This window comes from Flavobacterium aquaticum (genome assembly GCF_003259835.1).
Classification (GTDB): domain Bacteria; phylum Bacteroidota; class Bacteroidia; order Flavobacteriales; family Flavobacteriaceae; genus Flavobacterium; species Flavobacterium aquaticum.
The window spans coordinates 171095-194531 of the sequence record NZ_QLMI01000003.1; the positions used below are offsets into that span (position 1 = coordinate 171095).

At 32.3% G+C, this 23437-nt stretch carries 22 protein-coding genes; 5 read left to right on the forward strand and 17 right to left on the reverse strand.

Going from position 1 to position 23437, the window contains the following annotated elements; genetic code table 11:
* Positions 1–2: 2 nt before the first annotated feature.
* The 5 genes from B0I03_RS05865 to B0I03_RS05885 all read right to left on the reverse strand — a co-directional run bounded on the left by B0I03_RS05865 (position 3) and on the right by B0I03_RS05885 (position 4656).
* Positions 3–1091, reverse strand: coding sequence for an efflux RND transporter periplasmic adaptor subunit (locus B0I03_RS05865; RefSeq protein ID WP_026725410.1), 1089 nt, complete (start codon positions 1089–1091; stop codon positions 3–5).
* A gap of 13 nt (positions 1092–1104) precedes the next feature.
* The gene (locus tag B0I03_RS05870; protein ID WP_111566531.1) at positions 1105–2439 is read right to left on the reverse strand and encodes a TolC family protein; all 1335 of its coding nucleotides are present in this window, start codon (positions 2437–2439) and stop codon (positions 1105–1107) included.
* Positions 2440–2446: 7 nt separating this feature from the next.
* Positions 2447–3040 carry a TetR/AcrR family transcriptional regulator gene (locus B0I03_RS05875; RefSeq protein WP_026725408.1) on the reverse strand — a complete coding sequence of 198 codons (594 nt, stop codon included), beginning with the start codon at positions 3038–3040 and terminating at the stop codon, positions 2447–2449.
* 72 nt (positions 3041–3112) lie between these two features.
* Complete coding sequence (locus B0I03_RS05880) at positions 3113–3502, reverse strand: DoxX family membrane protein (protein WP_026725407.1); 390 nt, start codon at positions 3500–3502, stop codon at positions 3113–3115.
* A gap of 2 nt (positions 3503–3504) precedes the next feature.
* A complete protein-coding gene (locus B0I03_RS05885) occupies positions 3505–4656 on the reverse strand; it encodes a DNA polymerase III subunit (protein WP_111566532.1) in 1152 nt (383 codons plus the stop codon).
* Positions 4657–4813: 157 nt separating this feature from the next.
* Here B0I03_RS05885 and B0I03_RS05890 point away from each other — a divergent pair, with 157 nt between their 5' ends.
* From B0I03_RS05890 to B0I03_RS05905, 5 genes are all read left to right on the forward strand, one after another.
* Positions 4814–6001 (forward strand): phosphoglycerate kinase, encoded by a 1188-nt coding sequence (locus tag B0I03_RS05890; RefSeq protein ID WP_111566533.1) that lies wholly within the window; start codon positions 4814–4816, stop codon positions 5999–6001.
* A 67-nt stretch (positions 6002–6068) separates the two neighbouring features.
* Positions 6069–7082, forward strand: coding sequence for a lytic transglycosylase domain-containing protein (locus B0I03_RS05895; RefSeq protein WP_317048041.1), 1014 nt, complete (start codon positions 6069–6071; stop codon positions 7080–7082).
* Complete coding sequence (locus tag B0I03_RS13370) at positions 7054–7608, forward strand: LysM peptidoglycan-binding domain-containing protein (RefSeq protein ID WP_449528513.1); 555 nt, start codon at positions 7054–7056, stop codon at positions 7606–7608. Before B0I03_RS05895 ends, B0I03_RS13370 begins: the two co-directional genes overlap by 29 nt.
* 16 nt (positions 7609–7624) lie before the next feature.
* A complete protein-coding gene (locus B0I03_RS05900) occupies positions 7625–8608 on the forward strand; it encodes a DUF4837 family protein (protein ID WP_111566534.1) in 984 nt (327 codons plus the stop codon).
* Positions 8609–8645: 37 nt separating this feature from the next.
* Entirely contained in the window at positions 8646–9092 is a 447-nt protein-coding gene (locus B0I03_RS05905) for a GNAT family N-acetyltransferase (RefSeq protein ID WP_111566707.1), read from the forward strand.
* A 218-nt stretch (positions 9093–9310) separates the two neighbouring features.
* On the opposite strand, the gene B0I03_RS05910 is transcribed toward B0I03_RS05905, so the two are convergent.
* From B0I03_RS05910 to B0I03_RS05965, 12 genes are all read right to left on the reverse strand, one after another.
* A complete protein-coding gene (locus tag B0I03_RS05910; RefSeq protein WP_111566535.1) occupies positions 9311–11971 on the reverse strand; it encodes a TonB-dependent receptor in 2661 nt (886 codons plus the stop codon).
* Complete coding sequence (locus tag B0I03_RS05915) at positions 11972–12646, reverse strand: GLPGLI family protein (protein ID WP_111566536.1); 675 nt, start codon at positions 12644–12646, stop codon at positions 11972–11974.
* Positions 12647–12737: 91 nt separating this feature from the next.
* The gene (locus tag B0I03_RS05920) at positions 12738–12977 is read right to left on the reverse strand and encodes a hypothetical protein (protein ID WP_146603263.1); all 240 of its coding nucleotides are present in this window, start codon (positions 12975–12977) and stop codon (positions 12738–12740) included.
* 133 nt (positions 12978–13110) lie between these two features.
* Positions 13111–13767, reverse strand: a complete 657-nt coding sequence (locus B0I03_RS05925) for a response regulator transcription factor (RefSeq protein WP_111566538.1) — start codon at positions 13765–13767, stop codon at positions 13111–13113.
* 125 nt (positions 13768–13892) lie between these two features.
* Entirely contained in the window at positions 13893–14582 is a 690-nt protein-coding gene (locus B0I03_RS05930; RefSeq protein ID WP_181452354.1) for a GLPGLI family protein, read from the reverse strand.
* 63 nt (positions 14583–14645) lie between these two features.
* On the reverse strand, positions 14646–15374 hold the full coding sequence (locus B0I03_RS05935) for a GLPGLI family protein (RefSeq protein ID WP_111566540.1): 729 nt from the start codon (positions 15372–15374) through the stop codon (positions 14646–14648).
* Positions 15375–15495: 121 nt separating this feature from the next.
* A complete protein-coding gene (locus B0I03_RS05940; protein ID WP_111566541.1) occupies positions 15496–16347 on the reverse strand; it encodes an OmpA family protein in 852 nt (283 codons plus the stop codon).
* A 1-nt stretch (position 16348) separates the two neighbouring features.
* Complete coding sequence (locus tag B0I03_RS05945) at positions 16349–17983, reverse strand: S41 family peptidase (protein WP_111566542.1); 1635 nt, start codon at positions 17981–17983, stop codon at positions 16349–16351.
* Positions 17984–18054: 71 nt separating this feature from the next.
* Positions 18055–18426, reverse strand: a complete 372-nt coding sequence (gene rnpA, locus B0I03_RS05950; protein ID WP_111566543.1) for a ribonuclease P protein component — start codon at positions 18424–18426, stop codon at positions 18055–18057.
* 24 nt (positions 18427–18450) lie between these two features.
* Positions 18451–19140: a hypothetical protein gene (locus B0I03_RS05955; protein WP_111566544.1), complete on the reverse strand. Its 690-nt coding sequence runs from the start codon at positions 19138–19140 to the stop codon at positions 18451–18453.
* Between the two features lie 136 nt (positions 19141–19276).
* A complete protein-coding gene (locus B0I03_RS05960; protein ID WP_111566545.1) occupies positions 19277–21397 on the reverse strand; it encodes an elongation factor G in 2121 nt (706 codons plus the stop codon).
* Positions 21398–21547: 150 nt separating this feature from the next.
* The gene (locus B0I03_RS05965; protein ID WP_111566546.1) at positions 21548–23425 is read right to left on the reverse strand and encodes a M1 family metallopeptidase; all 1878 of its coding nucleotides are present in this window, start codon (positions 23423–23425) and stop codon (positions 21548–21550) included.
* Between the last annotated feature and the right edge of the window lie 12 nt (positions 23426–23437).

Below are 23437 nucleotides of genomic sequence, written 5' to 3' on the forward strand. Positions count from 1 at the left end.
GCTTAAGGTTTTAAAGGCAACAAAACATCTTCTTTAGTGATTCCGTCTAAAATTTCTACATATTCTGTAGAAACTATTCCTGTTTTTACGATAACGGCTTCGTCTTTTCCTTTTACCATTACTTTATTTCCAAACCCCAAAAAGTTTCTTGGTATTAATAGCGCATTTTTCTTTTCGCCAACTAAAATATTAGCTTCTAATTGCGTTCCATACAGCGAAGTATTTAAAGGTTTATCAAAAATTACTTTACAAATAAACGATTGTGTTTGCTCATCAAAAGCAGCTAATATTTCGCTGATTTTTGCATTATACACTTCGTTTTTATTGGTGTTTAATTGCACAAAAACAGTCTGACCAATTTTTACTTTTCCAATACTATTTTCATCTACATTTAACACGCCTTCTACTTTATTTTCATCTGCGATTACGGCAATCACATCTCCTTTTTTTACATAATCCCCAGAGAATTTAAGCTTTTTAATAATCGTTCCTTTTTGTGGAACAACCAATTTATTATATCCTAGAACTACTTGATTGTTTTTCAATTGATTTTCAGTGTTGATGTAATTTTGTTTGGATTGCTGTAAGACTTGTTGGTATTGTTTTTTTAAAGCATTTAATTGTGATAAGGAATTTTCTGCAGCTAATTGCATGTTTTCATATTCAACTTTGGCAATACTTTGCGAATCGTACAATCTTTTGTAGCGTTCGGCTTGCGTTTTATCTTGCTGATATTTGCTTTCAGCAAACTTAATATTTTGTTGTAATTGTTGTAAAGCTGGAGCATTCTCGGTTAAATTTTCTTTGGAAATAACCACTAAATCTTTAGCTGAAGCGGTATTGTTTTCATTGGTTTTATTGTCAATTGAAGCAATAATTTGGTTTTCAGTTACTTTATTTCCAACATCAAAAGTTGCATTTACTAAAATTCCATCTGTTTGAGCGGTTAAATTATAGGAATTGTCCCATTCTAATTCGCCCGAAGCAAAAACTAATTCTTTAATGTCTTGTACAACAGGCTTTCCTTCTTCTTTTGTTCCACATGAAACCAAAGTAGAAAGTGTTAGTAAAAGAAACAGACTATTTTTCATTTTTAGTATATTTTTAGTTGTTGTTTATCACAATTTTATTTTTTGAGAATCCTATGTTTGCCAAAGCATTTACCATATTTATCTCACTGATTAACAAATCGTTTTGCGAAATTAGAAGCTTGTCTAATGGCAAAATTTGTTCTTGATATTGATTGAAATTTTTTTCAAAAGTGTCTTTTTTTAGCAGATATATTTTTTTGAAATTTTTATATTGCTCAATCGCTTTTTCATATTCAATTTCTAGTTGTTTGTTGGCAAATTCATTTTCTTTTTCGGCATGGTCTGCATTGTTTTTCAATTGATTCAATTGAATTTTTTTATTGTAAACGGTGGCTAATTTTTGCACATTAGTAGGAAAATCCCAAGTAACTTTTAAACCCACATAGTTGAAATTTACCCAATTTGAATTCGCATCAAAATAGTTTACATTACTTAGATTTTGCCAATTAAATGATGAAATAAAAGATAAAACAGGCAATTGTTGCAAATGAGCAATTTTTAAATCTTGTTGCATCATTTGGTATTGTAATTTGTAGTTTTCGCTTTTAAAATTGGAGTTGGTTGCAACCAATTCTTCCCTATTTTCATAATTTGAAAGCTGTTCTGTAAGTTTTAAATCAAATTCATTTTCAAAGAAAAGCGCTAAACTTTGTTTTTGTATTTTTTGGTTTAAGATAAGTTGCGATAATTTATCTTGTAGTGCAATTAAATTAGCTTCTGCTTCATTTACATCTTGTTTTCTTGTAATTCCTTCGTTAAACTTGTTTTGATTGATTAAAACTAAGCTTTCGGCAATTTTGATGTTTTCTTGGAGAATTTTTTTCTGAGCTTCAAACGAAAGTAAGTTAAAATATACACCATTAATTTGATTATAAATGTTTTGCTCGTTGAGTTTGTTTTGATTTTCAACTAATTGTTCGTTGATTTTTGCACTTTTAATCTGGGCAATACTTCCAAAATTTAAAATATCAAATTGAGGTTGTATCGAAAAGGTGCTGGTATATTGTTGTCCCATGGTAACTTCCTTAAAAGTTCCTACAGGTAGTCCAAAGATGGGTCCAGGTAAAAAACTTACCTGTTGTTCAAAATTATTCAGGGATTGAGCGGTTGCTGGAATTCTTGGATTTAATATATTTCCTATCGCTGTTTTTTTTGTCAAATTTGCTAATTGTGTTTGTAATGTCGCATTTTGCAAGGCATAATTCTTTTCTTTAGAAAGTTGTAGTACTTCTGGTAATGAATTTACAATTCTTTCTTCTTGTGAAAAACTTGACAATCCACAAAAGATTGAAAAGAGCATCAAAAATCCTTTTTTTAAAGGTATAGGAATATTTTCAATTTTTTTCATGGCATTTTCATTTCTGTATTAAAGCCAATAAGTTGTTAATTGTTTTATTGCCTTCTGTAGTGATATCATATTGAAAGTTTGATAATTTCCATTTTAGCATTTGAAAACGAAATGAACCGAGTATAATTGGTAATAAATCTTCGGTTGAAATTTCTGTATTGAATTCGTTGGTTTGTTTTCCTTGTTCAAGTATTTGACCCAACAATTGCATTTTGTTTTGCATCAATTGAAGAATTATCGTTTTAATTTCTTTGGATTCATCCAATAAACCATCTGATAAAACAGCAACAACAAAGTGAGGATTCTTTTTAAAATAGTTGAATTGACTTGTAAAGACTGCTTTGAAATTTTCAGCCGCAGTATTTTGCGGTTTAATTTCTGAGGTTAATCGCTTGTTCATGTTTTGTTTTAATAGCGATAGTAAAGCAATTAAAATTTCTTCTTTCGATTTGAAATGGCGATAAATAGCACTTTCTGAAAAATTCATTTCTGAAGCAACCGTTTTTGTAGTTAAGCCTTTTATTCCTTTTTCAATAAGTATTTTTCCTGAAACCTCAATGATTTCAAGTTGTCTGTTTGATATTTCGTTTGTAATTGTCATAGGTTAGTGAATATTCACACTACAAAGATATGCAAATATTTATTAACTAATAAAAAATCAAATAATTTTAAATTAGTTCAACCAAAAAACCACTAAAACTGCTGGAATAAAGTAAATTACAATCGTTCTTGCACCATCGTAATCTTTTGCTAAACGTTGTCCGAACAAAAGAAAAAGTAACGTAATACAAGACAAAATAGCACCATAAAATCCTAAACCTCTAATCACCACATCTTGGACTAAATGTTGGATAATTCCAGAAACACATAAAATTCCCGAAACCACTTCTAAAACCAGGACAATTCCTAAAGCAAACGGAACTTGTTTTGCTAAAATTGTATTCGCAAAATGACCGGTTAACCATTCTACATTGCCTTTCCAATCTTTAATTTTATCATATCCAGATTGTAAAAAAGTGATGGCTAAAAAAGCTAAGACTAAAAGAGGAGCAACTTGTATCATAATTATGCGTTTTTATGGATTAATCGTGTTAGTTTTATAGATAAATCGGTTAAGATGATTTTGCTATTTCCATTTCTTTCGATGTGGTAAATAGCATCTTCTAATTCTTTGTAAATATCTGAAATATTGGCGCCATTTACAAACGGAGCAAATTTCTCCAATTCAAATTTAGGTACTTTTGTTTCTAAGAAAACTAAGTCATTTGCCTGATAATTAAGCAGTAAAGCTTGTCTGAAAAAGTGAATGCAATAGTGTAAAAATTGTTTTTGTGTTTCTCTTCCAGTAGACGCAATGTTTTCGCTCCAAGCAATCAAATCGTTAATAGCTGCGGCATTTCCTTTGGCACGAAAAGCACTTCTCACCCATTCTACAAACCATTCGTCAAATGGAAATTCATCGTCTTCTTTTCGTAAAATATGCAAGGCTTTGTTATAATTTCCTTCGCTTTGATGCGCGATTTTTTTCGCAACTGTTGGCTCACAATTTTCACGTGAAACTAAAGCTTCCGCAATTACACTTTCGCTCAAACCAATAAAATCAATCACTTGACAACGTGAAAGAATGGTTTGTAACATATCGCTAGTGCTTTCGGTAATTAAAATAAAAACCGTTTTAGCTGGCGGTTCTTCTAATAATTTCAATAATTTATTGGCTGACGAACCATTCATTTTATCCGCCATCCAAATGATCATGACCTTGTATCCACCTTCGTAAGCTTTTAATGCTAATTTTTTGTTGATTTCGGTAGCTTCGTCAACACCAATTAAACCCTGTTTGTTCTGAATTCCGAGGTTTTTCAACCAATCAAACAAACTTCCGTATGGATTTTCAGTTAAAAATTGACGCCATTCTACCATGAAATTATCACTAATCGCATGACTTTTAACGCTATCGGTCGTAGCTACAGGAAAAACAAAATGCAAATCGGGATGCGAAAAATGTTCAAATTTTAGATTACAAGAGGTGTTTTCACCTACATTTTCTCCTCCAACATTCCCACATAAAATATATTGTGCATAGGCAATCGCCATTGGAAGTGTTCCACAACCTTCAGGTCCTACAAATAACTGAGCATGCGGAATTCTTCCGGCTTCGGCACTCTTAGTTAAGTGATTTTTAATATGTTCCTGTCCTAAAATATCTTTGAAAAGCATGGAACAAACCTAATCAAAAATTACCAAAATTGATAGAAAAGAAATCAAAAAGTTGGTTTTACAAGAATTTAAAAAAATGCAAAATATGATATTTGTTATAAAGATTTAAAATACAATAATTTATATTTGCATTCGCTCAAATTAAAATTCGATACAAATGAAAACACTTAACGACTTCAATTTCAATAACAAAAAAGCAATTATCCGAGTAGATTTTAACGTGCCTTTAGATGAAAATTTTAAAGTTACCGATGCTACAAGAATCGAGGCAGCAAAGCCAACAATTGACAAAATATTGAAAGATGGCGGAAGTGTAATTTTAATGAGTCACTTAGGAAGACCAAAAGGAGTTGAAGCGAAATATTCGTTACAACATATCGTTTCAAAAACGGAAGAAATTTTAGGTCAAAAAGTGCATTTTGCTTCGGATTGTATTGGAGAAATTGCTGAAAACGCGGCAAAAAATCTAAAATCAGGCGAAATTTTATTATTAGAAAACTTACGTTTTTATGCTGAAGAAGAAAAAGGTGATGTAGAATTTTCGAAAAAATTAGCTGCTTTAGGTGATATTTATGTGAACGATGCTTTTGGAACAGCTCACAGAGCACACGCTTCAACAACTATCATTGCTCAGTTTTTTCAAGATGCGAAATGCTTTGGTTATTTGTTAGCTAAAGAAATTGAAAGCATCGAAAAAGTATTGAAAAATTCAGAAAAACCAGTGGTTGCGATTTTAGGAGGAAGTAAAGTTTCTTCAAAAATCACGGTGATTGAAAATATTTTAGACAAAGTAAACCACATGATTATTGGTGGTGGAATGACGTTTACTTTCATTAAAGCTTTGGGTGGAAAAATCGGAAATTCTATTTGCGAAGATGATAAATTAGAATTGGCTATCGAAATTTTAAAGCAAGCTAAAGAAAAAGGCGTTCAAATTCATTTACCAGTTGATGTTATTGCTGCCGATGCTTTTTCAAATGACGCCAACACACAAGTGGTAGATGTAAAACAAATTCCAGACGGTTGGCAAGGATTGGACGCTGGCCCAAAATCATTAGAAATTATCAAACGAATTATATTAGACTCAAAAACAATTCTTTGGAATGGTCCATTAGGTGTTTTTGAAATGGAAACTTTTGCTAATGGAACGATTTCGTTAGGAGAATTTATTGCAGAATCAACTGCAAATGGTGCTTTTTCACTTGTAGGTGGTGGCGATAGCGTTGCGGCTGTAAAACAATTTGGATTAGAGCCAAAGATGAGTTACGTATCTACTGGTGGTGGAGCGATGTTAGAAATGCTGGAAGGCAGAACCTTACCTGGAATTGCAGCTATTTTAGATTAAGAATACAATAAAGCTTTGGTTATTAAGTTATTACTAATCAACATGCCCCAAAAAAACAAAAAACAGAATGAAAAAAACAATTATTATAACATCCCTTTTTCTGTCGCTTTTTAGTTTTGCGCAGGAAACTGCAGAAAAAGAAAATTTACTTCCGTTGCCTAAAATGTCCTACTTGGATTCATTGAAGACAACGTTTGTAAATCATAGCACGAGTAATTGTATAGATGAAAGATGGTTGTCGGAATTAGCCAATTTTGAGTTGTCAAATGATATGTATAACGACATTGAAAATTTCAATATCGATACAGAAGTTAGCTACAATCTTTCAACCGATTTATTAAAGAAACGATTAGCAAAAATGGATGCTAAATCGCCTTTTAATATCGAATATCATCCAGCATTAGAAAATACGATTAAAGCCTTTTTGAAAAATCGTCCAAAGGCATTTGAGCGTTTAATGGCGATTTCGGAATATTATTTCCCAATGTTTGAAGAGCATTTAGCAAAATATAATATTCCTTTAGAATTGAAATATTTGGCTATTGTAGAATCAGCTTTAAACCCTAGAGCGAAATCTCGTGTTGGCGCTTCTGGTTTGTGGCAATTTATGTATCCAACAGGGAAACAGTACAATTTAGAAGTTACTTCTTATGTTGATGAACGTTATGATCCGTTAAAAGCAACAGAAGCTGCTTGTCAATATTTATCAAGTTTGTACGGAATTTTTGGTGATTGGAGTATGGTTTTAGCCGCTTACAATTGCGGACCTGGAAATGTTTCAAAAGCAATTCGTCGTTCGGGCGGAAGTCAAAATTATTGGAATATTCGTAAAAACTTACCAAAAGAAACAGCAAATTACGTTCCAGCATTTTTAGCTACTTTTTATATTTACGAATTCAAAAAGGAACACGGAATTATGCCTAAAAAAGCACCATTAACGTATTTCGAAACGGATACGATCATGGTGAAAAAGCAAATGTCGTTCAAACATATTGCGGAGTTATTGGATATTTTCAGAAGAACAATTAGAATTTTTAAATCCGATTTACAAATTGAAAGTGATTCCTTTTGTGGCAGATGAACCACATTATTTGCGTTTACCAAAAAATAAAATGGGATTATTTGTTTCTAACGAAGAGAAAATTTATGCGTATTTGAATTATTTAGAAACCTATAAAGAGAAGACAAAATCGGAATTTATTGCTTCCACTTCAAAAGATTCCATTTCCTCTTCTGCTGACTCTTCCTACGTAAGCAAACCTAAATTTGAAAGAAAAACACAATTTCACACTATAAAAAGCGGTGAAAGTCTTGGAAAAATTGCCGACAAGTACAATGTTTCCATTTCTGAACTTAAAAAATGGAACAGCATTAAAGGAAATAACATTCAAGCAGGAAAAAAATTAAAAATTTATTCCGACAAAAAAATAATTGCTAAAACCGAGTCTAAAGCTAATAACGACGGGACTTACACGGTTAAAAGTGGTGATTCGTTATTCTCAATTTCGAAACAATTTCCAGGCGTTTCTATTGATGATATAAAAAAATGGAACGATATTAGTGGTGACAATATTCAACCCGGAATGAAATTAAAAATTAACGGATAATAAATTGTTCTACCCCATGAAAAAATTAGCAGTATTCACTTTTGTTGCCCTATCTTTTTTGTCTTGTAAAGAAACTTCTAAAGAAGAAACACAAGCCATTTTATCAGAATCTAATGGAAAAATCAATAATGTTTCGATTATTATTGATGACAATTTGTGGAATGGAGAAATTGGCGATAGTATTCGTAAAAAATTTGCTGCTCCAGTAGATGGTTTACCGCAAGAAGAGCCATTGTTTACTTTAAATCAGTATCCAACAAAAGTTTTTGAAGGTTTTGTTCGCAAAAGTCGCAACATTATTGTTGTGAAAAAAGGGAAAGAAGCTGCATTTGTATCTAACACCAATAAATTCGCTAAACCACAAAATATTTTCTTCATTTCAGGAACCGATACAGAAGATGTTTTGAATGTTTTAGAAGAAAAATCAGCCGAAATTATCAAAACAATCAAAGCTTCAGAAATCATTGAGAATCAAATTCGAATGAAAAAATCATTGGTTTCAGATGCGCAATTACAAAAAAAGTTTGGGATTAGTCTTCAAATCGGTTTTGGATATAAATACGACATGGTGAAAGACAATTTCGTTTGGTTACGTAAAGAATTTACCTCAGGTTACAATAGTATTTTAGTATATCAAGTTCCGATTGATAAAGTGGAAAACGGAGGCGATATCATTACTAATATTATCACTATGCGTGATGAAATAGGAAAAGCCAACATTCACGGAACATTGCCAAATACTTGGATGATTACTGAAGCTGCTTATGCTCCTTATTTGTTTGACGTAACAGTTGCAGGTAAAAAAACCTATTTAACCAAAGGAACTTGGGAATTGAAAAACGATTTCATGGCGGGACCTTTTGTTAATTACGCCATCAAAGACACAAAAAACAACCGTTATTTAATTTTAGAAGGCTTCACTTATAATCCGTCAAAATCGAAACGTGATTTGGTTTTCGAATTGGAAGCGATTATTCAATCAGTTAAGTTTTTAAAATAATATAAAGTTCCCTTCATTGGGAACTTCTTTTTTTAATATGGAAATAACAATCAAAATAAAGCGATTTAACGAACTTTCTACAGTTGAACTATATTCTTTGCTACAACTTCGCTCAGAGGTGTTTGTAGTGGAGCAAAATTGCGTTTATCAAGACATTGATGGCAAAGACCAGAAAGCACTTCACGTTTTAGGCTATTACAATGGCGATTTAGCGGCGTATTCTCGTTTGTTCAACAAAGGCTATTATTTTGATGAAACTTCGATAGGAAGAGTTGTGGTAAGCCCAAAATACCGCGATAAAAAATTCGGTCACGAATTAATGCGCAATTCTATTGAGGCAATCAAAGAAAATTTCAATGAAACCGCTATTACTATTTCCGCTCAAGAATATCTAAAAAAATTCTACGAATCACACGGATTTATCCAAACCAGTGAAATGTATTTAGAAGATGATATTCCGCATATTCAGATGAAGAGGAGTTAATTTTACACAGAGATTCTCCGAGTTTTTTTGATATAAAATGTGTTGAGTAGAGTTCCACAGAGCCATTTTACTTCTATTTTGTCACACTGTTAAGCGTCTCTTTTAAACACAACGAACACAAATAAGGCACAAAGCTTACTAAGATTTTGTTTCAGGTTTCAAGTTTTGAAATTTTGTATGAACTTGCTTTTGATTTTTGAATTTGATTTTAGCTCTTGCTACAGCTTATAACTAATCGTCAACATTACAATTCTCGGTAATGTGTATGTTGTAGAACTTGAAATCATAAAATCGGAGAAAGAGTTGTTGATTTTAGTTCCATTGTTTAAGTAATTCTGTGCCGAAAGTTCAAAACGGAACGGGTTGTTTTTCTTTTGATAACTCAAATACGCATTGGCAATTCTAAAATCAGTTGCGATGTTGTTGCTGTTTTCGTTGAAGGTTACTTCGTAATCGGTTTTAAAATTAAAATGTTTCCAAAAATCGATATCCAAATCAAAACCAAATCGGTCAGAAGTTAATTTTGAATTCGTTAATCCTGAAAATTGACTAAACATTTTATTATAACTTACACTTGCACTTGGCCATTTTTTGTTGGCTGTTCGTAACTTAATTCCAATACTTTGATTGTTTCTATCGTTGATTATCGTTTGATTATTTATCGTTTGAACGTAATTGAACCATGATAAATTAGCATTTAAACCCAATCTAAATTTGTGGATTTTTTTATCTATATTTCCATAAACACGATACGTAGTTTCTGGATTATCGGTAATGGTTGGCGTTGTAAATTGATTAATGCCATCTAAACCAATTTCATTACGAATGGTTCTAACTTTTTTGGTAAAACTTGCATTAGCAAACAACATGATACCGCGATACATGCTGGTTTTGGAATAGTTTAATGTCGCATTATGAAAACGTTCGTTTCGCAACAACGCATTTCCTCTAAAAACCGAATTATAACTTTGTAATGTATAACGTTCTAACAAACGATTTGCTTCTGGGAATTCATTCACTAAACGGTAATTGAATTTTAAGTTTTCGGATTGATTGAATTCGTATTCGCTTAACCAACTTGGTTGTAAAAACGTGTTGTTTAACGTATAATTGTTTGCAATTTGCTCGGTTTTCAAATGATAGTAATGGGCATAAATGGCAGGTTTGTTCACCCATTTCCCAATTTTAAACTTATATTCTAAACCCAAATACAAATCGTTTAACAAATAATCGATATCATTACCAAAACCATCGGTAGCGAAATCATTGATAGTGCCATCGGTTAGGTATTGTTTTTCGGCGATTTGCAGTTGTGTTGTTCCTAAATTGTTTCCAACATTGGTATACAAATGATTGTAATTGTTGATAATCCAATAATGTTTAAAAAGCGCATCAATACTATTGTTTTTGACTTTTTTTACCTGCTGAATGTTGTAAAACGAATCATTTTCTAACGGAATTAATCCAGTTAAAAATTCGGTATCAGTTAACCAAGTATTAATAGGTTTTTGGTTGTCATAACTTTGATTGATGACCAAAGTGGTCGTATGTTTCGAATTTACTTGTTTGTGCCATTCTAAAAACTGCTTGATTTGAACATTATCAGCTGAATTTAGCGTTTCAAACGAAGTCTGTTGTCCATCAAGTCTTGAATTTAAAACCGAAGTCATATCATTGGCGCTCGATTGAAATTGGCCGTTGTAAAACCATTTCTCTTTAGTGTTGGGCGTGTAGTTTAGTTTTACGTTCCCGATGCCTAAAATCGATTTATTTTCGCCTTTATTGATGCGTTCTTCTGAAGTGGCGGTTGTGTTTTGAAGATATTCGATAGAACTTTCTGTTAAAGTACTGGTAAAAAGTTTAGAAAAAATAGCAAAACCTTCCACATCTAATTTAGAATTGATTTCTTGGCGAAAGTTCAAAGCGCTAAATTGTGATTTATTTTCAATGACATCGGTGTTGTCGCTTGCAAAGGAATACAAATCAGTCAATTGTTTTCTACCTGAAATAAAACTACTAGCACCACCTTGAAAACGCATCATGTCTTGAAAAGAAAAAGTACGTTTACCAATGTTGTTGAGGTCGCCAATGAAACTCACATTCGTTTTTGGCGCATAATAAAACAAAGCGGCATGACCCAAATAAAAGCCGTTGTCATTAGCAACTTCAGCGCCTGCATCGACATCGCCAAAAATGAATTTCTTTTTGTCTTCTTTCAGTTTGATGTTCATCGCCAAGTCTTCAGAATCGGAAACTTGTTTTAGAAAACCTACCTCGTTGAAGTTGTCAATTACTTCTACTTTATCTACGGCATCGGCTGGAATATTTTCTACGCCTAATTTAGTGCCACCACCAAAAAACGATTTATTTTCTACTAAAAACTTTGTCACTTTTTTGCCTTGAACCGTAACGCCACCGTTTTTATCTACTTCAACTCCAGGTAGTTTTTCTAATTGTTCTTTAAGCTTGCGTTCGTTACCGTTGGCAAAAGCTTTTACATCATAAATTAAAGTATCTTTTTTAACCACAACAGGTTTGTAATCGTAGGTTATGGTAATTTCTTTTAATTCTTGCCCGTTTTCTTTAAGTTTAAAATGATGCTCTTTTTGCGAAAAATTTGCCGGAAGATTTAAGATTTCCTCTACAAAACCTAAATACGAAACCCTTACTTCATAAGGAACCTCTTTTTCTAATTCTAATTTGTAACGCCCTAAATGATCAGCAATAGCAAATTTTAAGCCTTGTTTTTCCACTAAAGCTTTAGCAATTACATTTGCATTTTGCAATGGGTTACCAAGAGAATCTTTTACCGTGCCGGTTAAGGTTTGGGAAAGTGAGAATATTGGAAAAAGTAATAGTAGAATAAGGGTTTTTGGCATTTAAAATTGAGCGTTTTCTTTGATTTTTTTATCGTATTGTTCTTTAGTGATTGTTTTTTTATTAGGTATTTTTAGTTCAATTTCTTTGTTCGATAACACAATAGATTTTGCCACTACTTTATTACCGTTTTTTTCTAATTCTAAAATTAATCCTGGTAAACCATTGAACTCTAAAGGACCAAAAGAATACGGTAATTCAGGACAAAACCATGCTGTAATTACTCTTTCTTTGGTTTTACCATCTCTGGCTGTATAACTTTCAGTACAAGTAGCTTTATAACATAAATAATTGTCAATTTTTTTACTCTCACTTGAAATATTCCAATTGTGATTTGATGGTTTTTTAACCAAAATTTCATCCGAATTTAAATATAAAGATTTTTCTTTTAAGCTATAAAATAATTCTTCATAACCAATTAAAATACTCAATGCTTCCTCACCAAAGTTATAATCATCACTTTTATTTAAATTAGTTTTTGCAAAATAACTTGTTGTTTTGTTGAATTTCAATTCTAATAAAATCTTACTGTTTTCAAGTTCAGTTATGTAGGCATCTGCTTTATTTTCATTAGTTTCTGGAAATTTTTTTGAAATAGCTTCGTAAAAAACTTGTCCACTTTGAGAAAATATGGAGTTTATTGAAAACAAGCTGATTATAAAAATTTTTTTTATCATTTCATAGTATATTATTAAGCTGTCTATAATTTTAAAAAGTAAGCATAATAAAATTGTAAACTTTTGTAAAATTTATAGACAGCTTTTTATTTTAATCTGCAGATTTTATTTTAGCTTTTTCACAACCTGCAATATAGGCATTCATTATTCTTGCTCCTTCTAAATCTGATAATTCATTATTAGGATCAATCCTGTTTAAATAATCATGAGCTGCTGAAAAACAGTCTGTTGTAATCACAACTATTTTATTATTTTTCTCTTCAATTTCATTCGCCATCCCAGCAAATGAAAAAGCTACTAGTGCAACTGCACTAAAAATCATTTTTTGCATTTTGTTTAAATTTTTAAAATTAATGTTTTGTTTTTGGATATCCAATTCAAATTTTAGGATTAAAAAATGAAATTCAAAACAACAACCTTAACATTTAACAAAATGTATCAAAAAACCATACGTGTTGGTATGGTTAAAGATAACCCCTGCGTTTTACTTCGCGTAAAATGCTTGTATCATCCGTAATATTTAATCCTTTTTTTATTTTAGCAATTCTCTTTTGGATGGCAACTTCTGATAATGAAAGTTCTTCTGCAATTTCTTTAATTTTATAACCATTGCTTATTAATTTAACAATTTTGCGGTTGGTTTCTTTAGTGAAAATTTCTTCTTCCCACATTTTGTGGGTTTTTTGTAAAACAGATGTGCTTTTGTACTTGTTCCCTTTTACAACATCTTTGATAGCATTCATTAATTCACTGCCACTGACATCGCTTTTAATTACGATAGCATCAGGTTTTACTCGTTGGTCGAGATCAATCACAGTAAAATCTTCTAGATGCGCAGTAAAAAAGAACGATTTACATAAAGGCATTTTTTCTCGAAGAAACAAACAGAGATCACCGCCATTAAAAATCTCATATTCAGGATTACTGGGCATTGAATAATCTAATATTGCTAAGTCAAAAGGTTCATTGGCTTCAGTATGCTTTTTAATTGTTAAAACAGCATCAGTACAATTTAAACTTTCTACAATATGAACGTTTTTTTCACCTTCAAAAGCAAACGGTAGCAATGTTTTGAGTGAATCAATCATGTTTTGGTGATCATCGGCAATTAAAATTCTCATACGTGGCGATTAATATTCTTGGCAAATTACTATAAAACTAACATAACGGAAAACGGATTGATCTATTTTAACAAAAGGTATATAAAAACCATACTTTATGTTAATTATTTCATGTTGAATTTTCTTTAACGCGATCTTTCGAATTTATTTTGATATTCTTGTTCGCTTATTATTTTGCCTTCTTTTGGTAATATAATTTCTTTAACATCATTTGAAAACACAATTTTTTCAACTCCAAAAACACTATTCCACTCTTGCAATTCTAATATCAAACCAGGAAGACCGCCATAGCCTCTGGGTCCAATTGCAATAGGAATTTGAGGACAAAACCAAGCAATTACTGGATGTTTGAAAACTTTACCATTGTCTACGATATATTCATTAGTTGCCTTGTAGCAAGTGTAGCCATCGATAATTTTGGATTCATTTGTAAACACCCAATTTTGATTTAAAGGGTCAATTATTAAAAACTCATTTTCTTTAAAAAGACCATTAGAATTGTTGCAATAAATTTTATTTTTAAAAATGTAAATTTCTTTTCTTGCTCTACTGTCTATTATTGCCATTTCTAAATTTCCCCCATCCAAAGACATGTTTTTTATGAGTTTAAATTCGGATATGGAATCATTGAAAGTCAATTCAAATTTAAGATGTTTTGCGCCTTCAATTGCTTGTAAAAAAAACTTCCCAAGAACTTCGTTTTTAATGAATTTTTCATCCTCTAAAATTTTGAAATTATAGGTTATGGTTCCACTTTTCTGCGAGAAAACAAAAGTTGAAGACAGGATAGCGATGAAGAAAAGTAAATATTTCATGTTTTTAAAATTAAGTGTTTTCTTTGATTTTTTCTGCTGAAAGTTTTGATACCACATTAAAGATTAATTTCCCATTAATCCTTCTTTTACTTTTCGATCTCTATTATTAATTTCTTCATCTGTTAACATTTCTCCTTTTGTGGGTTCTGTTATTTTTTCAGGAATACTTACAAGATCTATTTTCTCAACAACATAAGCGATTTCGTTTTCATGTAATTCTAAAATTAAATCTGGTAAACCAGAATATCTTGTTGGTCCTAGTGGAACAGGAATTTCTGGACAATACCAAGCTACTACAGGCCATAAAAACTCTCTACCTTTCCATTTTTGAACATAGGTATAAGTAGCTTTGTAACATTTAAAACCTTGAATTTCTTTTGTTTCGGTAGTTAAATTCCAATCTATAAAACTTGCCTTTCTTTTTCTTAATAACGTAGCAAATGAATAAGGTAATTGTTCAATTAATGTGTCTTTTTTTCTATTAATATAAAAAACAGCATCGCCATAAAAACGACCTGTTGTATATCTTTTACTCAATTGATTTTCCACATCTGAAATCATGTTTTCAGACATTGTAAAAACAGCGGCCTCATTGTTGAATTGAAGTGTAAATCGAAGCAGTTGTGCCATCATTTCGTGGTCTAATTCTTCTTGATACCACATTCTGTTTTCTTGTTTGAGTTCTTCTGTGGCTTGTTTTACACTAAAAAAGGATTTGTAAGTGATTATCCCATTTTGTTGGCTAAAAGAACTAATAAAAATTAAAAAGAAAGCTATAGGATAGTATTTCATGTTTAAAATCACTTGTTTTGGATATGTAACCCAAAATTTAAGATTTATAAATGAAATTCAAAATGTTAATCTAATATTTAACATAATGTATATAAAAACCATACCTTTTGTTAAAACGAGATTACTTCTTCGGTTCCACTGGAACCACTTCATTTTTAGTAATCAAAAGCTCTACTCTTCGGTCTAAAGTGCTCCCTTTTTTTAAGGATTGTGTATTGCCGTAGCCTTTAAACGTCATGCGTGTTTTGCTGATGCGTTTCATCAAAAAATAATTGTACACTCTTTTGGCACGATTGACAGATAATTCGCGTTTTTTGGTGTCGCGGTCAATGGCTTCTTTTTGGAAAGTTGGTGTACAACAAACGTGTCCTTGAATTTCGAAGTGAATGTTTTTGTATTTGTGTAATTCTAAGGCAATTCGGTCTAATTCTTTTTTTCCTTTGTATGATAATTGGCTACTTCCTCTTTCAAACAAAACGTGGTCGAGATAAATTCTGTCGCCTACAATTCGGTCTTTTTTGATAGAACTATAAACACCAGGAATTTTTAAATCTTCAATTACAATGGGTTTGAAATTTACCACTACGTCCACTCTTCGGTTTTTAGAACGCGCTTCTGGAACATTGGTTTGCATATCTTCATCAAGCATGATTCTGCCTTTTCCTTCAAGTGTAATGATGATTTTACTTTTAATTCCTTTTTCAATTAGTTTATCTTTAACAGTATTGGCTCTATTGGTAGACAAAGTGTAATTGTAAGCATCTTTTCCTCTATCATCACAATAGCCAAAAATTTGAATTGATTCAATGCGCGAAGTGTCTATTTTACTAACGAAGGCTACTACAGCATTAGCTTGTTCTTCTTTTAAATTGTATTTGTCAAATTCGAAGAATATCGAGTGTACCTCTTCCTCCTCTTGAGCAAATGAAACTACTGAAAAAAGCAAAAATAGTATAGAAAATAAACGTGTCATCTTATTTTTTTAATATCGATTTGTATTGCGTTTGATTGTTTAGTAAGGTGATAGCTTTTTCAATTTCAACATTTTCTTTGGTATAAAATTGATACAAACCTTCACGATATTGGTAACGCGTAATTAATTCTTCTTGAATTAGTTTCTTAATTTGGTTTTTGTTTTTATCTAATTCTAATTCTTGATTTCTTTCTATGGCCAACTCTAATTGTTTGTATTCCGCAGCAATTTGTGCATCCATTTTCTCTTTTTTAGCCGTTTCTAAAACATTTTTCAGTGCTTTATTAGTCTCGGTGTCTAAAGTGATTTTCTCTTGTTTTAAAAACGCTTTAAACGCGGTGTAATCCGCATCAGAAATTGATGGAATTCCTGTTAGAGATGGGTTTTTATAATACCATTGCGTTGCAAAGTTGAAAATAGCATCACTTTTAACAACAGCATCAGTAATAGTTGCCGTTTTGGTTTCTTCGATTTCTATATCTGGTAAAACACCACCACCATCATAAACTGTTCTTCCTGCTTTGGTTTTGAAAGCAGTAAATTCGGTCTGATTTTTCTTGATTGCTTTACCGTTTTCGTCTTTTTTCGAATAATCTAAAGCTTGAATACATCTTCCCGAAGGTGTGTAATATCTTGAAATCGTAACTTTTACTTGTGTTCCATAAGACAAATCTAAAGGACGTTGCACCAATCCTTTTCCAAAACTTCTTGTTCCTAAAATTACCCCTCTATCCAAATCTTGAATCGCACCCGCCACAATTTCAGAAGCTGAAGCACTTTTTCCATCTACAATAACCGCAATCGGAATTTCTAAATCGATAGGTTCATTTTTAGTGCGATATTCCAAATTGTGTTTTGGATTTTTGGATTTTGTGGTTACAATCAATTCGTTTTTAGGAACAAAAAGATTGCAAATGTTAACCGCTTCATGCAATAATCCACCTGGATTTCCTCTTAAATCTAAAATGATTTTGGTAGCGCCTTGTTTTTTAAGTTCTAACAATGCTGCTTTGGTTTCAAAGCTCGCTTTTTCAGTAAATTTGGTTAAAACGATATATCCTGTGTTGTCTTTTAAAAGTGAGAAAAAAGGAACTGCTTTTATTTCAACATCGTCTAAAATAATCGTTGCATTTTGCGTTTTTCCTTGACGAATATATTGAATTTCAACTTTCGTATTTTTAGCACCACGAAACAATTGCGAAGCATCTTCTTTGTATTCTTTTAAGTTGATATCTCCAATTTGAATTACCTCGTCACCCGCTTTCAATCCAGCTTTATCGGCTGGAAAGCCTTTGTAAATTTCTTTTAGAAAAACTTTTCCTTCTTTGCGTTGCACCATAGCGCCAATGCCAGTATATTCACCCGTATTGTTGATTTTGAATTTTAAAACGTCTTGTTCGTTAAAGAAAACGGTGTACGGATCTAATTCTTTCAACATGTTTTTTATGGCGTTATCCATCATTTCACCTGGATTGGTTTCATCCACGTAATTTTGGTTAACGGTTTTGAAAAGTCCCGTGAAGATTTCGATTTGCTTGGCAATTTCAAAAAAATCGTTCTTAAAACTAACGCCCACAAATAAGAAACCCGCTGCCAGAACCGGAATGATTATTTTTCCTCTGAAATATTTTTTCATGTTGAAGTATTGAATTATACCAGTTTACGAAAGTAAAGAATCTTGAGCAAAAATTAAACCAAAAGTGCAATTTACTTCTGCCTTTCGTTGAATTTTTGAAAAAGTTGAATGGTTTTCTCTTCAATTTCTTGATAGGAAAGTCGCTCTTTCGATTGATAGAAAAACATGAAAGCATGTGGTTTTTCTAAATGATCAATTAAAAGATGCTTGTTTAAACGATAGGTTTCGCGCAAAACACGCTTGAAATAATTACGGTCGACCGCCTTTTTGAAATATTTTTTAGATACCGAAACACCAATTTTAATAAGCTCCGCATTAGGTTCTGTATTTTCTACATAAACCAAACGCAACGGATATTTTGAAACTGATTTCCCTTCCGAAAACAACAAGTCAATCGTAGTTTTGCTTTTTAATTTTTCGTGTTTGGGATAAGTGAATTTCATGAAGCAAAGTTAGAAAACTTTAAATTAAGATGTGTATTTAAGTTTTAATTCTTCTTGAAGTAGCACAAATTTGTAAAAAGTAAAGTTGGAAATTCCGAACAAAATGATGGTTAACATTCGTAAAATTTCATCTGGAAAGTAATATTTGTTAATTAAAAACACGCCAATTTGAATCACAAATAAAATCGCGCTAATGAACAACCAATACAATCGTTTCTTGTCTTGAAAAAGGAAATTGAAAGTCGCCATTCCACCAATGAATGATGTTAAAAATCCGTTTAAAACCCAGGGATAAAAATCGATTTTCACTTCTTTTTCTAACAAAAGCAAAACATATAAATAGATAAAAAAGTAAGGAATTGAAGCTAAAACAATCGCTAACCAGTTCTTATTTTCAATGCTTTTATAAACGATGATGAAAATTAATATACGATAAGCAAGTGAAATGATTGCTCCTATACAATTAAAAAAGGGTGTGTTTTCCCTAAAGAATAAATAGGCAAAAAAGAACAAAATTAAAGCGCTAAAATAGAGCGTACTTTTGATTTTAGAAGCAAGAAAATACATTAAAATAAGAAGCGGAATTCGAATACTACCTAATAGAAATTCAAGAAATGGAAATGATTTCAAATTTAAAAACGAAAACACAACAACAACCAAAATGTATAGTATTGTTAATTGCGATACGGTTCTATTTTTATCTAAAATTTCCACTTTTATTTTTATGCTAATTTACTAATAATCAACAGTATATTATTTGTTTTGTTGTTTTATTTTTAAGCAGACAAAAGTATGTATAAAAAAAGCTTCCTCAATTTGAAGAAGCTTTTCTAAATGCAAAATCTATTCATTATTCAGATAAAACCGCATTGCTTATAACTAAACTTTCCTGAACATGAGGAGGAACCAGTTGATAAGAACTAAATTCCAATTTGAATTTTGCTTTTCCTTGCGTTAATGAACGAAGTGTAGAACCATAATCTTTGAGTTCGGCTAGTGGCACTTCGGAAATAATTTTTTGATAATGACCATCGGTATCCATTCCTTGAATGATGGCTCTTCGGGTTTGTAAATCGCCCATAACGTCGCCGGTGTAAGCATCTTCACAAAGTACCTCAAGTTGATAATAAGGCTCTAAAAGCTGAGGTTTTGCTTCATTAAAGGCTTCTTTAAATGCATGAGAAGCGGCCAATTGGAACGAAATATCATTACTATCTACCGCATGCATTTTACCATCGTAAATACAAACGCGAATGTTTTGACAATTAGAACCCGTTAACGGACCCTCAGTCATGGACTGCATGATGCCTTTTTTGATAGCTGTAGCATATCGATTGTCGATTGCACCTCCTACAATACACCAATAGAATGCGAATTTTCCACCCCAAGGTAATTCTTCAATTTCTTTGTTGCGAACGTTCACGCCTTGTGGTTCTGGCATATCATCGTAATAAGGCTCAATGGTTAAATGAACTTCTCCAAATTGTCCAGCGCCACCACTTTGTTTTTTATGACGGTATTCGGCTTTAGCGGCTTTAGTTATGGTTTCGCGATACGGCACTTTTGGCTCTTCAAAGATGATTTCGATATTATTTTCACTTTCGATGCGATGTTTGATTAAATCTAAATGCAATTGCCCTTGACCATAAACAATGGTTTGTTTTAATTCCGAAGATTGCTCTACTTTGAAAGTCAAATCTTCTTCTTCAATTTGGTGTAAGGCTTTGATCATTTTTTCCATATCGGCTAGATTAGCAGTTGCAACTGCTTTTCTGATGCGACTTTCTGGAAACTGCATTTTTCTTACTTTTCTTTCTACACCTTTAGCATTTAATGTGTTGTTAGAATGTCCGTATTTCAATCGAACGGTAACTCCTAAATCGCCAGCAGTTAATTTATCAACGGCAGTTCTTTGTTTTCCTTCTGCTACGAATAATTGCGTTAAGCGTTCGGTTTCTCCGTTATCAGCATTTACCAATTCATCACCAGCATTCAATTCACCCGAAAGGACTTTGAAGTAGGAAACCATTCCCACTTGTGGTTCTGAAAGTGTTTTGTAAATAAAAATAGTAGTTTTGTCTGAAGCATCGCATTTTAATTCGCCTCCATTTTCTAATTTTTTCGCTGGTCTATCGGCTGGAGATGGTGTAATATCATCAATGAATCCCATAATTCTACCGCTTCCCATATCTTTTAATCCCGAAGCACAAAAAACAGGAAATATTTGTTGATGTGCCAATGCTATTGTTAATCCTTTTGCTAATTCTTCTTCATCTAAATTGCCTTTTTCGAAGTATTTTTCCATTAAACCTTCTTCATTTTCGGCAGCCGCTTCTACTAAGGAGTTATGAAGCGTATTTGCTTTTTCTAATTCGGATTCAGGAATTGACATTTTTTCTGGTTTTCCGCCATTTTTTGGGAAAACATACATCGTCATGCGAAGTACATCGATAATACTATTGAATTTTTCACCAGAATTGTATGGATATTGAATTGGAATTACTTTGTTCCCAAAGCGATTCACCGCTTGCTCTAAAGTAGTTTCAAAATCTGCTTTTGGTTGATCCATTTGATTGATAACAAAAAAAGCAGGCGTTTGATAGTCTTGAACGTATTCCCAAACTATTTCAGTCCCAACTTCTACGCCAGAAGCCGCATTTAGAAGAATTACAGCGGTATCGGCTACTTTAAGAGAAGAAACTACTTCGCCAATAAAATCGTCGAAACCTGGAGTGTCTATGATGTTGATTTTGTTGTTGTGCCATTTAACGTGCATTAAGTGGCTGTATAAGGTGTTTTCTCTTTCGTGTTCTAAATCGGTAAAATCCGAAATGGTATTGTGATTTTCAATCGAACCACGGCGTGGAATTACGCCACTTTCAAATAACATGGTCTCGATAAAAGTGGTCTTTCCTGATCCTGAATGCCCAAGAAATACCACGTTTCTAATGTCTTTAGTTGCAATGCTCATGACTTTATGTTTTTAAATGAATAACTAATTTTAATTTGCATTTTTAGCACATTAAAATTACGAAAGACAATACACGTAAATCATGACAATTATCATCTCACTTGTTGAAAATCAACATAAAAAAAGCGACCCTAAAGTCGCTTTTCAATTTTATTTTTTTGTAAAGATGTTATCTTCTTTATTCACATCTGCCATCATATTTTCTGGGTCAATGGTAATCGATTTGATTTTGTCTTTAGGTTTTGCAATTTCAAATGTGAAAGTAGGGTAAGCCCAATCCCAACCTTTTAACACATTCCCTTTGATTCCTGCATAAGGATTTGGTTTTTCCCAACGCATTAACGTATTTGGAATGTAGAAGAATTCTTTAGTTCCATCGGTATATTCTACCATAACATCTAATGGCATTGGCATTCTCCCTTTTCTTTCAAAAACCACTTTTGTATTAGCAGCATTAGCTTCCGAAACTTCTTTGATGCTATAATCAATGGTGTTTGTAGTAAGTGTCCAATCTAACAAATACCAATCTAAATTTGCACCTGAAACCTTCTCTGCCACACGTTTGATATCGTTAGGTGTTGGATGCGTAAATTTATACTCGTTGTAAAAACGTTTTATAGTTTTGTTGAGGTTTTCTTGTCCAATTAAATAACCCAATTGTACTAAAAACACTTCTCCTTTACTGTAAGCCGAAATACCATACGCCATATTCAAATCATAACGATCAGCATGTGTAGAAAGCGGTTGCTCTTTTCCAGATTTTGCTAAATAAATGTAATTATTGTAAGCGTCTTCAAATGGATTTTCTGGTTTTTTTGGAGGCAACACTTTATTCATCGCTAAGTTAGAAATGTATGACGTAAAACCTTCATCCATCCATTCGTGTTTGGTTTCGTTCGTTGCTAATACAAATTGGAACCAAGAATGTGCCATTTCGTGAGCAGTTACACCAACTAAACTTCCAAATGCTCTATTTCCTGTAATTAAAGTACACATGCCATATTCCATTCCGCCATCGCCACCCTGAATTACAGAGTATTGTTTGTATGGATATTGTCCAACATTTTCATTAAAGTAAGCTAATAATTCAGCTGTTTTAGGTTGCATTTTTTTCCAATTTTCTAAATTCTCTTTCTTGTTTTTGTACAAGAAATGTAATTCCACATTATTTGGACCTAAAATCATGTCGTGAATGAACTCATTATCAGCTCCCCAAGCAAAATCATGTACGTTTGGTGCATAAAAATGCCAAGTCAAGGTTTTGGTTTTCTTTGGATAAACAACTTGTACACCAGCATCTTGATAACCATGACCGATTTCGTTTTTGTTTTGTAAATATCCTGTTCCACCGATTGTGTAAGCTTTATCAATTGTAATTTTCACATCAAAATTTCCCCAAACACCATGAAATTCTCTTGCGATATAAGGATTAGCATGCCAACCTTCGAAATCATATTCACATAATTTTGGATACCATTGTGTCATCGATAACGCAACGCCTTCTTCTGACAATCTTCCAGAACGACGAATTTGTAAAGGTACTTGACCGTCAAAATCTAAGGAAAGGGTTGTTTTTTGCTTTGGTAAAATAGGTTTTGCTAAAGTAACTTCTAAAATAGTTCCTACTACTTTTGTGATTGCTACAACGCCATCTTGTTTGAAATTAGCGATGTTTAAATAGCCAATTTCATTTGGTTTCAACGTGCTAATTCTGCTTTCTTTTACGTCTTTACCTTCTTTTTTGAAGGTTTTCACCATTCGTTTATCTGGGTCAGAAATCGCCTGTAAACGCGCATCCATTTCGCTTCCTGGTTGAAAGGCGTTGTTATACAAATGATAGAAAACTTTGTGTAAGGTGTCAGGTGAATTATTCGTGTAGACAATTTCCTGTTTTCCTTTATATTGGAATTTTTTCACATCCATATTCACCTCCATTTTATAGTCAACGTGTTGTTGCCAATAACCCGGATTTGGATTGTTTTGTGCAAAGCTAGCACATGAAATAAGTAAAAAAAGTAATTTTTTCATAATCAATTTTTA